This is a genomic window from Winogradskyella wichelsiae (assembly GCF_013403925.1).
Taxonomy (GTDB): Bacteria; Bacteroidota; Bacteroidia; order Flavobacteriales; family Flavobacteriaceae; genus Winogradskyella; species Winogradskyella wichelsiae.
This window is the reverse complement of sequence record NZ_JABFDJ010000003.1, coordinates 61,184-75,707: the sequence shown is the minus strand read 5'-3', so window position 1 is coordinate 75,707 and position 14,524 is coordinate 61,184. Positions and strand designations below refer to the sequence as shown.

Genomic DNA, 14,524 nt, shown 5'->3' with positions numbered 1-14,524 from the left:
AGTATCAGGTACAAGTTTTAAACGCATTTTTAGATATTTATATTAAGCTAAAAAGCTCAATTAACACTTAAAGGCGAATTGAGTTAATAAAATATAATGATAATGTATTATTAGTCATTGTATTCCTACAAAGTACAAAAAATATCATATAGATACTAATCCCGAAGTACACTTTGTGATTCTCATAATTTAACAGTAAAAATAATATTAAAAGAAAAAATTAACATTATTATAATTCATAATACCCAAATAAAGCTAAAGAGTAAAGCTTAACGTATACTGCGCGAATAAAGAAATATAGAGGATTTAAGTCGCTGTAAAATGAAGTTTTTTTATATTTTAATTAAAAAAAAAGCATCACTCAACATAAGTTAAGCGATGCTATTTCTATTGTAATATAAATTCTTTTATTTAGAAGCAAACGGATAATCGGTATACCCTTTTTCTCCTGTGGTATAAAATGTATCCTTATCCCAATCTGCCAATTCTAAATGATTTTCAAAACGTTCTACTAAATCTGGATTAGAAATATAAGTTTTACCATAAGCTACTAAATCGGCATCACCATCTGCAATGACCTTATTTCCTTTTTCCTGATCAAAACCACCATTAATCATTAACGTTCCATTGTATAACGGACGGAAGTGCTTAGCAATATCAGTAACCGCAAACGGTACATCTGTAACATCTGTAAAAGGTTCTGATAAATGGACATAAGCCAAATTATAATCGTTTAGTTTCTTAATAATATATTCAAACGTCGGAATAGTGTCTTCATCTACCGTAATTCCAAATATACCATGAGCCGATGGATTAAAACGGGCGGCAATCTTTTCTTCAGGGATCACTTCTTTTATAGCATCTAAAACTTCAAAAAAGAAACGGGTATTATTTTCAATACTTCCCCCATAATCATCCGTTCTATGATTAGAACAATTATTGAAAAATTGTTGAAATAAATAGCCATTTGAGGAATGAATCTCTACCCCATCAAATCCAGCTTCAATAGCATTAACTGCTGCCTTTTGAAAATCTTTAACCGTACGTTTTATATCTTCAATAGTCATTTCCTTCGGCGTCACCGTTTCTTTAAAACCTGAAGGCGTATAAGATTGTGCTTTGGGATTAATTGCTGAAGCTGACACTGGTAATTCACCATCATGGAAATCGGGATGCGAAATACGCCCCACATGCCATAACTGAATAAAAATCTTGCCGCCTTTATCGTGAACACGACTGGTTACGGTTTTCCAACCCTCTACTTGAGCGTCCGAGTGTATGCCTGGTGTATTTATGTAACCAACGGCTTCCTTAGAAACTTGTGAGCCTTCAGTTATAATTAAACCTGCCGAAGCTCGCTGCTCATAATACAAGCCTTGCAAGTTATCTGTTGCAACTTTCCCAGTGTTATTAGCGCGACTACGCGTCATAGGGGCCATAACAACTCGATTATTTAAAATTATATTCTTATGATAAGGTAATAAAAGCGGTTCTTTTTTCATTGTCTTTTTTTTAATTCTAATTATTAAAGTTACAAACTTTCAAAAAGCAATACCAATGCCCTAGATCAATTAGCATAGATTTAACTTTTATTGAAATCGATAAAACAAAAGGTTTAATAAGCTCCTAAAACTATTCTTCAATATCTCCTTCGGGCAATTCTAATGCTTTTACGGACTGAATGGCATTACCAGCAATCCCTTTTACAGAGCCATACATATCAATGGTATTAATCACCACTTTTTCAATTTGTTTTTCACGTTGTTTCCAAATCCGTTGCATGGAACGCTTTTCACTATCTAAATCCGATTTCATTTGTGTAAAACCTTCTACAATTGCTTCAATAGACATTCTAAACGTACTGCTAGTTAGGTAGTCGTAAAGTAAGTCCATTTTATCTCCCTTGTTTTCTTGGGTAACTAAAGCATTGTTTACTTGTAAAATTCCTTCGCGCAAAACGGTACAAAGTCCTTTGAATTCTTCATAATTACAAATCCAAATCCCATCGCGTAAGCCCATTCTGTCCATATCAGATGGCATCACCTCGGTAACTAAAACACCAACACTAGCACCACGATCTCTAATATCGGCTTTAAACTTCTCAATCCAGGTGGGTTGAAAATCTTTAGTACGCTTACTCTCGTAATAAATGGTTCCGCAATTTTGCTCCGTTCTAGTGTGCACCACCTGAATACAGTCTCCACCACGAGCACCTTTTTTAATTTCTTCAATAGTATCTAGTGGGAATTTTGAAGCTAACCACTCCTCTATCGCTAATTCCTGAACTTCACCTTGCAGTTGCATAGAGCCTTGCTCTTGCTTACGTTTCATTTCTTCTGTAAGCTTTTTCTGATCTTCCAATTGCTTTTGCATTTCTTTAAAACGCAATTCATTTTTATCTTCTTCAGATTTTTTAATCTTCTCCTTTTCAGACAGTAGAATCTCATTTAGTTTTTTCTGAGCTTCTGCTTCAGCAGCTTCTTTTAGTTCTCCTTTTTCACGCTTTAACTTTTCAATTTCAGCTTTAGAACGGTTCAGTTCTTTTACTTGCTCTGATTTTTCATTCAACTCTTTTTGAAGCGCTTCAAACTGTTCAGATTGTTCATCCTTTAGCTTTTGCTTCAACTTAGTCTCAATCTCACGTTTATCGGCTTTCAATTGATTTTCTAAGCGTTCTTGAAACAACTCGTTTTCTCGCTTTTTAGCTTGCTCAAAACGAAGTTTGTCTTGTTTTAATTTGTCTTGCTCTAGCTCATATTGCTTTTTAGTTTGAGCAATCTGAGATTGGTATTTCTGCTTTATTTCTTCTTCCAGTTGGTGAGATAAAATATCCTGAACATCTATAGAGGTTCCACAATTAGGACATTTTATTTGAGTTTCATTTTTCATGTGTATGGCGATTCATTTAATGCGATGTCCAAATTTACTATTTACTAAAATGATAATTGCAATACCGAAGCTTTTTTAATGATAGGTTATATTAAGTACTAAATATAGGCTTAGAATAAACTCTGTTTTCCCAACAGATATTAAGCACTATTCCTTAAATTTACACTGCTAAACAATACATGACGCCTCAATTGATAAAATGAAGCAGCTTACGTCTTATTTAAAACAAATTCCATGGCTTACTTCATTTAGAACTGCCTTTCTAAGTAACCCAAATAGACTTTTATCCGTTAAAGCCACATTTGTAATTGGTTTACTAATCATCATTATGGTGAGTTTTGGCTTACCTTTTTATGCAGTTACTTTAGGTTTAGGTGCTTTAGCGGGTGCACTTTCCGAAACTGATGATCATCCTAAAGGGCGTTTAAAGTCGTTAGCGCTAAAAGTCGTCAGCTTTGCAATCGCTAGTTTTTCTGTAGAATTATTGCAACCTTACCCAGTAATTTTAGGTATAGGGCTTTCTCTGTCAACTATTGTTTTTATCTTAATCGGTGGTGTTAGCGAACGTTTTAGGGGAGTCACTTTTGGTGCATTATTAGTGGGTATATATACCATGATAGGTACTCAAATTAGCCCTAATTGGTATTTACAACCTATCCTGCTAACTTCAGGTGCTTTTATATATGGAACGTTTTCATATATTTTATTACGAATTAAGCCTTATAGTTTATTAGAAGAGCAACTTGCTAGAGGGTTTGCTGCACTTTCGTTATATTTTAATGAGAAATCAAAATTATTTCCAAGCACTAAAGGAGAAGAAAAAGAAATTAGAACAAAATTAGCATTATTAAATGTGCAAACGGTTGAAGCTTTAGACCGATGCAAAGAGGTATTAAATAGTTACGGTGACTCATTAAAAGACCAAACTCCATTAAAACCTTACTTCTATTACTTTATGGTTTTACAAAGTTTACACGAGCGTGCCACATCGAGTCACGAACGCTACGACCTTTTAAGTGAAAATTCTTCTAATAAAGACTTAATTGGTGGCATACGCCAATTATTAAAAGAGATATCTACGGCAACTCAAAGATTCGGGAATAGTTTACTTACAGGAATGCCATATAAACACCCAACAGCTGCAGATTGGCTTATTAAAGCGGTTTCAAATTCAGTTAAAAATAATGATTTAAATCCATCACTTCCCATAAAACTATTGATTCAAAATTTATCGCAATCACATTATATATTAAAAAATATAAAGGAAAATTACAATAATATTTCATTGCCTAAATTAGAAAAAGAGACGCGTAGTTATTATCAAATATTTAAACTTCAACTTAATATAGATCATCCTAAAATGCGTTATGCATTGAAGTTAAGTTTGGCTTTTTTAATTTCTTATGCCACCTACAAATATTTTAATATTGAAAAAGGCGAATGGATTGTACTCACCGTTTTATTAGTCTTACAACCAAGTTATAGCGAAACCAGAAAGTTTCTACTTCAAAGAATTTTAGGCACCTTAGCAGGAGTTGTGAGTGGTATTGTAATTATAAAACTATTTACGTTTTATGGACAAATTGCTTTAATGATTGCCTCGGCTTATTTGTTTTTCTTTTGGTTAAAACGCAAATATTCTATTAGTGTTATTTACGTTACATTTTTTGTTATGTGTGCTTTTAACATCATCGCCAATAAAGGGGTCGATGCTATGGGCCCACGTTTAGTAGATACCGTACTAGGGGCTTTTATTTCCTTTTTAGTGGTTCGATTTTTATGGCCTAACTGGCAATACAAAAAATTGCCTTCTCTTTTAAGTGAAGCTGTTCTAAAAAATTCAGCTTATTTAAAAGCTATTTTAAACGAATACGAAAAGCCTTTAACAGACGATCTAGACTATAGAATAGCCAGAAGAGAAGCCCACAGAGCGGATAATGCTTTGGTTAAGGCATGGCAAAACATGCAATTAGACCCTAAAAAACATCAAAAATTAAAAGTAACAGCTTTTAGACTAACGTATCTTAATCACGCATTACTTTCATATCTGTCAGCGCTTGGCGCGCATAGAGCTCAGAATAACAAACAGACTTTAAATATATTATCTTTTGAGAATCATATCTTAAAAACCTTAGAAGAAGCGTTTAATTGGTTAACGATTGAAGATAATAGCCAAATAAGCCATATTGAAGACGATTTAGAAGAATTACGACAATTGTTACATTCTAAGAAAGAGAAAGCTGTACGTATAGAATATAGCCTATTGTTCAACATTACTGAGGTTACCCAACGGATTCTAAAACAGGCACAGTTATTTAAACTCGCCGAAGGAGAGAACGCAAATAAGTGACTTTAGATTTTATAAACTTTAAAAGCATTAAGATTTTGAGCTATTAAGTCAAGCATGTCATTACCTAATTACTAATTTTGAGTGAACCTCAAAATGAAGTAACATGAAAAGTGAAGACAATAAAGCAAAATACAATTCAGAAATAACAAAAGAAGACAAAAAGGTTTTAGGTGATCAATCGAGAAACTTAAGGCAAGACAGTGGGGATGATGAGATCCTTAAAAAACGTGAAAATGAGCCAGACTTTGCTGCAAAAAATTTAGATATTCCTGGGGGCAGAAATGCTAGACCTTTAACAAACGATAGACATTCTGATGAAGAAAATCGCCACCACAGTTTAGGAAGTGACCATAACGAAAACTTAGAATTAGATATTGATAACACTAAAGACAACTAATCTTACTCAAAATAATAGTGTTCATTTTTATTACCTATAGACTTAAAATTCTTAGTAATAATTTCCAATTAGGATGGAGCATTAGTCGAGAGAATAAGAACTTAAAACATCTGTGCAACCGTCCCGATTTTTTCATCGGGATCTGTTGTTGTATAATGGCTGCCAACTCCTAAAAAAGAAACTTACTAAGTCACCATAACATTAAATAAATATTAAAACGTCTTTCCTATTTGGCTTTTTCCTACATTATCCTGACCTTAGTGAAAAACAAACGCAATGACAATATTTGTAGATATGGACGATGTCCTAGCCGATACCTATGGCAAACATATTGAAATGTATAATGCTGAACATCAACAAGAATTATGTGTAACTAATATCACTGAGGGAGAAATGTGGCAAAATGTACCAGAAATCCACAAAAAAAGTATTCTAAATCATGCACGTCAACCTGGTTTCTTTAGAGATTTAAAACCTATAAAAGATGCCATACAAATTATGGAAGCTTTGTATGCAAAACATGAGGTTTATATTGCTACGGCTGCAACGCAATTTCCGAATTCTTTACAAGAAAAAAGTGAATGGTTAGAAGAATATATGCCTTTCATTACTTGGGAACATCAAATTATGTGTGGACACAAGTTTATTTTAAAGGGCGACTTATTAATAGACGACAGAACCTATAACTTAGAGAAGTTTGATGGAGATACATTGTTGTTCAACTCACCACACAATGTACATGATACAGGCTTTACTAGAGTTTCTACCTGGTTAGAAATTGCAGAGCAATTATTGTAAATACCATCAAGAACGAGTTTAAATATAAAAAAAGCCTTAGTAGACACTAAAGAGATACTCAAATCCTTTATTTGTTCTGCTCTAATACTTTGTATAAACCACATTTGTACCTCTATTACCTAAATTAAAGCTAAACATTTATTTTTTTTAGGAATCATAAAATTAATTATAGGATTTTTTAGCTTCGTAGACATTCCATCTAAAGAAAATCTAAGCTTATTAAGAGCCATCAATATAGCTAATACAAAATTTTCAGCTTTACAGCTCACGATCAATGGGAATGCTTCATCTTTAACTTCCGTGTTCAATGAGCATTTCATGCTATTGAGTGGTATATTTTTTACATTCTCATCAGATAGATGAACTTTTATTTCTAAAATATCTGTATCATAGTTTTCTAAATTACCTGATATTAAAGATTTTAAATAAAATTGGTCTTTCTCATTTATAGCTATCGTTTTATTGATGTTAAATTGAATTTTCATGATTATACTTTTTTAATTATTAAAATTTAATAGCGCTATTCTTTTTTTTGAAATTTTAAAGAATTCATGAGTCAGTCAATTCAATAATGATATGCTTTCCATTTTTTTAGTTGACTTTTTGTTTTAGGTTTCATTTTAGGGTAATTTATATTATAATTTAGTTGTTTTATTTTTCTGATTATGAATCACTTATAATATAATCAATTGTTTATTAAAAAATATAAAAACAAGGTTAAGTCTTTGTTAAAGGTCTACGATAAGCACATCATGGCTTACTTTTATTAAAATCCCAGCAAAAACAATTATCTTGCAATGTACAAGAGTTCGCTATAAAAAAAACAAGCCTTAAAGCATGATCTACACTATTATTGATGTTGAAACCACAGGAAAAAGCAACCGTCTTACCGAAATTTCAATTTTTAAATTCGATGGTGATACCGTTATAGATGAATTTACATCATTAATTAATCCCATTACTTTTATCCCTGCTCATATTGTAGCGCTTACAGGCATTGATAACAATTTGGTAGCTGATGCGCCGCTTTTTGAAGATATTGCGCAACAAATTTTAGACATTACCGAAGACACCATTTTTGTCGCTCATAATGTAAATTTCGATTATAACGCCATTGGTGGTGAATTTAAGAAATTAGGCATAGAGTTTAACCGAAAAAAGTTGTGTACCGTAAGATTATCTAGACGCTTATTACCAGGACATCGTTCGTACAGTTTAGGTAAATTATGCAAAGATTTAAACATAGATTTAGTAGGCAGACACCGTGCCAGAGGGGATGCAGAGGCTACGGTAAAATTGTTTCAACTTATGTTAGAGCAACCTGAAGCGGATGCCGTTTTTAAAGAATTTTTAAATAAGAATTCTAGAGAAGCAACCTTACCGCCTAATCTTCCTAAAGAAACTTTTGAAGCCTTACCAACTACAGCAGGCATTTATTATTTCAAGAATAAAAAAGGGAAAGTCATTTACGTAGGTAAAGCTATTAATATTAAGAAAAGAGTTCTAAGTCATTTCTATAGCAAAACGAAAAAAGCTCAAGATATGGTTAGAGAAACCGGTGATATCGATTTTGAAACTTCAGGAAGCGAACTTATAGCACTACTTATGGAAGATGCAGCTATAAAGCACCATTTCCCAATTCATAATAAAGTTGCTAAACGTACACCTCAAGCCTTCTCTATTGTGTCTTACCAAGATCGAAAAGGCATTATACATTTAGCCAGCAATAAAGGGAATCTTGTTCCTAATCCTATCGTTACGTTTTATAGCCTTAGAGAGGTTAGAGCATTTTTAGAAAAGCTTTGTGCAAAGTATAATTTATGTCCTAAATATTGTCATTTGCAAGAAGATGTCTCAGAATGCTCACATTACAACCTTACCGAATGTAAAGGTGTTTGTAGAGGTGAAGAAACTGTAGAAGACTACAATAATAAAGTTTTAGAAGCCATCTATGAGGTCTCAAATCAGAAAACCGATATTATTCTAAGAGAAAAAGGCAGAACAGAATACGAAGAAGCCTTCATCATGATTAAAGAAGGTGAATATCTTGGCTATGGTTTTATTGAAAAAGAAGTACAAATCAATCTTGTTGAAGAGCTAGAAGATTTCCTCATACCTCAGAAAAACAACAGAGACATTCAAAAAATCTTAAAACCATATATCGTAACCATATAAAGCTTTTTAAAAATATATGTAATTACAATACCCTTTACGAATCATCTTTCTTCTTTTTCTTCAAAATAAAAAACACACCAATAATTACTATAGGCATAACAATGTATACAATAATATCAAAAGGTGCTGATATATCTATAGGGGTATTACTTCCTGGTTTTGGTGTACCCGTTGGTGTTTGTAATCGTAAAAGAGTGATGATATTTAACATAATTCTGTGTTTTAAAAGGTTGACTTTTAAAATACAAAACAATAACTAAGTTAATCTTAAAATAAACTTAAACCTAAATTCACAACCGCAAACAGTTTTAAATACAAAGAATATTTAAGCATACCCTAATCTATTCAATTATTTTTTACACCTATTTTAATAAGAATTAAAATTCAGAGCTCTCCCGGGTATACGTCGGGTATACGTCGGGTGTACGTCGGGTATGCCTCGGGTCAGTCATTTGTAATTCTAGCGGTATTAAACCATTATAATTTAAGCTGCTTAATTATTAATACACAAACCCCTACCCTTCTTTACGTAAAACTGCTAATGGCGAGCTTTTTAATACCGTTCTAATATTACTTAGACCAATAATTAAGACCAAGAGCGTAATACCTGGTAAAAACACTAGAAATGGAATTGCAGAAGGTACAAACGGCTCATTAAATAATAAAAGTGCCAAACAAAGACTACTTAACAAGGCTAATAAAATACCAACTAAACTACCTAACAATCCTAAAAACAAATATTCAAAAGCCGTTATTTTCAGAATTTGAGCATTCTTTGCTCCTAAAGTTCTTAGCAGAACACTTTCTTTAATACGCTGATATTTGCTGGTTCTAACAGAGCCAATAAGGACAATAATCCCTGTAACCATACTAAAGAATGCCATAAAATTAATAACCCAAGATACTTTATCTAAAATGTCTTCTACAATATTAAAGACTTGACGCAGATCTAAAACCGTTAAATTAGGAAATTTAGCAATCAGTTCTCTTTGCAACTTAGCAGAATGTATTTCGTCAGAGACAGAGGTCATAATGACATTAAATTGTGGTGCTGACTCTAGTACTCCTACCGGAAACAATACTGTGAAATTAGGATGCAATTGCCTCCAGTCTACAGCTCTAATACTCCCTACAGTGGTTTCCATTAAAACTCCTTGAATATTAAATATCACAGCATCCCCTACTTTAAGGTTGGTGCTTTCTACTAAATTATCTGAAATTGAAATTTCAACGGGCGCACCTGGCTCCAATCGTGGGGTCCATTTACCATCCATTAAAGTTTCAGAACCGATTAAAGAATCTCGGTATGTCGCTCTAAATTCATGATTTAAAACCCAGCGCCTTACTTGGCTTGTAGAATCTTGACGTAAATCATTTACTAAATTACCATTAAGACTATGTAAGCGCATAGTTACAATTGGAATCACAGACATTACAGGCAAGTCATTGGCTTTAATACTTTGTTCTACAGCTTCGCGTTGTTCTGTTTGCACGTCTAATAGAATTAAATTAGCATCACCAGAGCTTTGCTCAATATCTGTTTTTGCTAAAAGAATATCTTTTGTGAAATAAAGTGTACTTATTAAAAATGTACCCAAACCAATAGCTACGACTAAAACCACGGTTTGGTTGTTGGGTCTAAATAAATTTAATAAACTCTGACGTGCTGTAAAACTCCAACGTGAAGGAAAATAACGTCTAACGCTATTTATACTCAGGGTGGCTACACCCGCTAATGTAGCAAAAGTAATGAGCGTGGCAGCTACAAAAGCTAAAGCATAGATAGCATTATTAAGTAACCAAAACGAGAATAAAAATAAAAAGAGCAAAATAGCACTATACACAAGCAGCTTCACTTTTAATGGCTCTTGTGAGGCTTTCTCATCTACACGCAAAACTTCTAAAGGAGAGACATACCAAGTTCTAAGTAATGGTAGTAAAGCGAACAATACCGACATAAATAACCCTAGAAACACACCTATAATTAAAGGTTGGGCTGATATTGATATTTCCACTGAAAACGGTAAAAAATCTTTCAATAAATAAGGAAACAAAGTCTGAACACCAATACCTATTAATGAGCCGATAAAGCCCCCAAGAATACCAATACCCGCAATTTGAATTAGGAATATAAGGAAGCTTTGTAAGCGAGACGCTCCCATACATTTTAATACCGCTATCGCTCTTAGCTTCTCTTTTATATAAATATGTACTGAACTAGCAATACCAATACAACCTAATAATAAGGCGATAAAAGCTGCAAGATTAAGAAAGTTTCCAACATTCTCATAGCGCTTGCCTAAACGCCTACTCGTGCTAGTGTGTGTGTCTAAATCTAACTCTTCACCTTCTAAAACAGGTTTCATGTCTTTTTCAAATTGATCAATATTCAAAGAATCGGATCTTTTATAGAAAAATTGATATTCTTTACGGCTTCCAAATTGAAGTAATCCAGTGGCTTCAATAGACGCAAAAGGAATAATAATCGGTGGCGCTACAGAGGTCGAAATGGCTGTACTTCCTGGTATCGCTTTTAAGGCGCCAGAAATAGGCAACGTTAAGTTTCCTACTTTAATAGAATCCCCTGGTTTAATATCAAATTGAAGCATTAAAGTAGCGTCAACTAAAGCTCCACTTAATTCTTGATAACTTGTTGATGCAGTGCTTGGTTCTGTATTAATAGTCCCGTAAAATGGAAAACGACCTTCTAGACCTCTTACTTTAACAAGTTTAGTCCCACCATTCTTAGGAAAAGCTATCATCGATACAAAGTTAATTTCCTTAGCATCGGGTTGCAGTGAATCAATAATTTGTTGCTCGCGCTCAGTGGGTGCTTGTTTACTCTCTAGAGTAAAATCGGCCCCCATTAAAGCTTTAGATTGTAATTTTATATTGTCTTTAAGATTACTACTAAAAAGCTGAATCGATACGACTGCCGAAATCCCTAATATGATGGAAGCCATAAAAAGCAATAATCGCACACGACTTGCCTTAGCATCTCTCCAGGCCATTTTAAAAAGCCAGGTTGTATTTTTACTCATGTATGGTAGAATGTTTACAGTACTTCTGTACGTTCATTAGTTAAGATATGCCCTCCTTTTAATCGTAAGATTTGCTGAGTTCTGTTCGCTAAATCTAAATCGTGAGTAATGATCACTAAAGTGGTTCCTGCTTCTTTGTTAAGTTCAAAGAGTAATTGAATCACTTTTTCTCCAGTTTCTTCATCTAAATTCCCTGTAGGTTCATCAGCAAATAAAATAGAAGGTGCATTAGCAAAAGCTCTAGCTAATGCCACACGTTGTTGCTCCCCGCCTGAAAGCTGAGAAGGGTAATGATGCACACGCTTTCCTAGTCCGACTTTTTCTAGTAATTCTATGCTTTTTTTAAGAGCACCTTTATCTCCTTGTAATTCTAAAGGTACACTCACGTTTTCTAACGCTGTTAGTGTAGGTAAAAGTTGAAAATTCTGAAATATAAATCCAACATCTTTATTTCTCAACTGCGCACGTTGATCTTCGTTAAGCGTATTTAAATCATGTCCGCAAAGTTCTACATTACCAGCATTAGGCTGGTCTAAACCAGCACACAAGCCTAATAAAGTAGTTTTACCACTTCCTGATGGTCCTACAATAGAGAAAGTTTGACCTTTTTCTACTGCAAAAGAAATATCATGTAAGACCGTTAATTGTTTGTTACCGCTAGAATAAGTCTTTTCTAGACCAGTTATCTTTAATATATTTGGCATACTAATTATTAATTAAATAAGACACTTTATGTCAATGGCTGAAAATACTCAATTGCATTTAAATCTACTAACCTCAGTAGCTCAGAAATTCTTAAAGTTTTGTTATTTTATAATTTTGTTATTAGTCGTTTCTTGTGGCGAAAATAACACTGAAAAGAAAATAAAAGAAACAACCTCCAAAAACGAAACAGAGCAGACAGAAGTTACAGATACCGCAACTAAAACTATTCTATGTTTTGGTGATAGTATCACAGCGGGTTATGGCTTAGATGATGTTACGGATGCATTTCCTGGTGTAATACAACAGAAAATCGATTCATTAAATTTAAATTATACGGTTGTAAATTCTGGTGTAAGCGGTGAAACAACAGCTGGCGGTAAAGCACGTATTGATTGGGTTCTAAATCAAAATATTGATATCTTTATCTTAGAATTAGGTGCAAATGATGGTTTAAGAGGTGTAGATGTTGTAGAAACCTCTGAGAACCTTCAGACAATTATAGATGCCGTAAAGGATAAAAAGCCAAAAACTAAAATTGTTCTTGCAGGCATGCAATTACCGCCAAACATGGGACAAGAATACACTAATGACTTTAAGCAAGTTTTTATAACGATTGCAGAAAAGAATAATATAGAATTAATTCCTTTTATTTTAGAAGACGTTGGTGGTATTGCTGAGTTAAATCAGAAAGATGGCATTCACCCAACGGTTGAAGGTCATAAATTGGTTGCTAACACCGTTTGGAAAACCTTAGAACCTTTACTTGAAAAATAGTTGTTCTAAGTAAGCCTAAATAAAAAGACCTCACCAACTTTAAAAGTAGTGAGGTCTTTTTTTATTAAGAGATAGGCGAATTATTAAACCACATAAACACGCACTTTCTTTTTCTTTAATCGTGAATTATTCAATTCTGAAACTAAACCTTCCGCAAGACTTGCTGGTATAGAGACAAAGGCACAATCTTGTTTTAATTCAATAATTCCTAATTGATCTTTCTTAAGCTTACCTTGTTTAAAAAATAAACCTGCAATATCTCCTTTAGAGATTTTATCCTTTCGACCTCCAGAAATAAAGAGGGTTTCCCAATAGGTTGGTTTTATTGTAGACTTATTAGAAGTATCTGCAACATCCGTAGCGTCTATAAACTCAGGTAACAACTGATCTTTCCACTTTAAAACATAAGCCGTTCCTTTTGCAGAAACACGAGCTGTACGACCGTTTCTATGAATAAATTCTTCTTTATGTAATGGTAATTCATAATGAATAATAAATTCCATTTCTGGTACATCAATTCCTCTTGCGGCTAAATCCGTAGCAATAAGTAATTGATAGGTTCCATTTCTAAATTTAATTAAAGCACGCTCTCTATCTTTCTGCTCCATGCCGCCATTAAAACAACCATGTGTAATACGGTGTTTATTTAGAAAATCGCTTACAGTTTGAATACTGTCTTTTAAATTACAGAAAATAATACCTTGCTGACTGCCTAAGTGCTTCAGTAACTCCAATAACGTTGTTAGCTTACTTTTATCTGGTGAAATTACCAACTTAATAGCGAGTTTAGAAACCTTAGTGTGCAAATAATCAATCACTGTTGGATTCTTCAAACCTACAAAATCAGGTATTTCAACACCTTGTGTAGCCGAAGTTAATACACGTTTATTTAAAGCCGTTAAGTCTTTAATAATGCCTCGCATTTCATATTCAAAACCAACTTCTAATGATTTATCAAATTCATCTAAAACCAATGTTTTAATAGCTTCTTTACTAAAACGTTCATTTGAAAAATGATCATCAACACGCCCAGGCGTACCGACTAAAATAGCTGGCGCATGTTTTAATTCAATCTTATCTTTAGACATCGCTCTACCACCATAAACCGCATTGACTTTATAACCAGACCCCATAGAACGAATCACTTGCTCTATCTGAATGGCTAATTCTCTTGAAGGCACTAAAATTAAAGCTTGAATATCATCACAATCAGGATCTAAACTTTGAATCAACGGCAAAGCAAATGCTAAGGTTTTCCCTGTTCCTGTTGGTGAAAGTAATATAGTATTTGCGGTATTAGGAATGATGTGCAAGGCTTCTTCTTGCATAGGGTTTAAAGCTGAAATGTTTAGTTTTTCTAATATTTCAGCTTGATTCTTTACGGGTTCTGCCATA

At 33.5% G+C, this 14,524-nt stretch carries 12 protein-coding genes; 5 read left to right on the top strand and 7 right to left on the bottom strand.

Annotated features, from left to right (window positions below; translation table 11 throughout):
• Window positions 1–407: 407 nt before the first annotated feature.
• Together HM985_RS07600 and HM985_RS07595 are read right to left on the bottom strand one after the other, a co-directional pair.
• Entirely contained in the window at window positions 408–1,502 is a 1,095-nt protein-coding gene (locus HM985_RS07600) for an alkene reductase (protein WP_179375688.1), read from the bottom strand.
• A gap of 130 nt (window positions 1,503–1,632) precedes the next feature.
• The gene (locus HM985_RS07595) at window positions 1,633–2,889 is read right to left on the bottom strand and encodes a DUF2130 domain-containing protein (RefSeq protein ID WP_179375687.1); all 1,257 of its coding nucleotides are present in this window, start codon (window positions 2,887–2,889) and stop codon (window positions 1,633–1,635) included.
• Window positions 2,890–3,088: 199 nt separating this feature from the next.
• Between HM985_RS07595 and HM985_RS07590 the strand changes: the two genes are divergently transcribed.
• The 3 genes from HM985_RS07590 (at window position 3,089) to HM985_RS07580 (ending at window position 6,434) form a co-directional block, all read left to right on the top strand.
• Window positions 3,089–5,239: an FUSC family membrane protein gene (locus HM985_RS07590; RefSeq protein WP_179375686.1), complete on the top strand. Its 2,151-nt coding sequence runs from the start codon at window positions 3,089–3,091 to the stop codon at window positions 5,237–5,239.
• A gap of 103 nt (window positions 5,240–5,342) precedes the next feature.
• On the top strand, window positions 5,343–5,636 hold the full coding sequence (locus HM985_RS07585; protein WP_179375685.1) for a hypothetical protein: 294 nt from the start codon (window positions 5,343–5,345) through the stop codon (window positions 5,634–5,636).
• Window positions 5,637–5,912: 276 nt separating this feature from the next.
• Window positions 5,913–6,434, top strand: a complete 522-nt coding sequence (locus tag HM985_RS07580; protein WP_179375684.1) for a 5' nucleotidase, NT5C type — start codon at window positions 5,913–5,915, stop codon at window positions 6,432–6,434.
• Window positions 6,435–6,553: 119 nt separating this feature from the next.
• On the opposite strand, the gene HM985_RS07575 is transcribed toward HM985_RS07580, so the two are convergent.
• A complete protein-coding gene (locus HM985_RS07575) occupies window positions 6,554–6,919 on the bottom strand; it encodes a hypothetical protein (protein WP_179375683.1) in 366 nt (121 codons plus the stop codon).
• Between the two features lie 352 nt (window positions 6,920–7,271).
• Here HM985_RS07575 and HM985_RS07570 point away from each other — a divergent pair, with 352 nt between their 5' ends.
• Window positions 7,272–8,609, top strand: coding sequence for an exonuclease domain-containing protein (locus HM985_RS07570; RefSeq protein WP_179375682.1), 1,338 nt, complete (start codon window positions 7,272–7,274; stop codon window positions 8,607–8,609).
• 34 nt (window positions 8,610–8,643) lie between these two features.
• On the opposite strand, the gene HM985_RS07565 is transcribed toward HM985_RS07570, so the two are convergent.
• From HM985_RS07565 to HM985_RS07555, 3 genes are all read right to left on the bottom strand, one after another.
• Complete coding sequence (locus HM985_RS07565; RefSeq protein ID WP_179375681.1) at window positions 8,644–8,820, bottom strand: adenylosuccinate synthetase; 177 nt, start codon at window positions 8,818–8,820, stop codon at window positions 8,644–8,646.
• A 304-nt stretch (window positions 8,821–9,124) separates the two neighbouring features.
• Complete coding sequence (locus tag HM985_RS07560; protein ID WP_179375966.1) at window positions 9,125–11,620, bottom strand: ABC transporter permease; 2,496 nt, start codon at window positions 11,618–11,620, stop codon at window positions 9,125–9,127.
• A 44-nt stretch (window positions 11,621–11,664) separates the two neighbouring features.
• Window positions 11,665–12,354: an ABC transporter ATP-binding protein gene (locus HM985_RS07555; RefSeq protein ID WP_179375680.1), complete on the bottom strand. Its 690-nt coding sequence runs from the start codon at window positions 12,352–12,354 to the stop codon at window positions 11,665–11,667.
• Window positions 12,355–12,382: 28 nt separating this feature from the next.
• On the opposite strand from HM985_RS07555, the gene HM985_RS07550 reads away from it, so the two are divergent.
• Window positions 12,383–13,129 (top strand): arylesterase, encoded by a 747-nt coding sequence (locus tag HM985_RS07550; protein ID WP_179375679.1) that lies wholly within the window; start codon window positions 12,383–12,385, stop codon window positions 13,127–13,129.
• 83 nt (window positions 13,130–13,212) lie between these two features.
• On the opposite strand, the gene HM985_RS07545 is transcribed toward HM985_RS07550, so the two are convergent.
• Window positions 13,213–14,523 carry a DEAD/DEAH box helicase gene (locus HM985_RS07545; protein WP_179375678.1) on the bottom strand — a complete coding sequence of 437 codons (1,311 nt, stop codon included), beginning with the start codon at window positions 14,521–14,523 and terminating at the stop codon, window positions 13,213–13,215.
• Window position 14,524 lies beyond the last annotated feature (1 nt).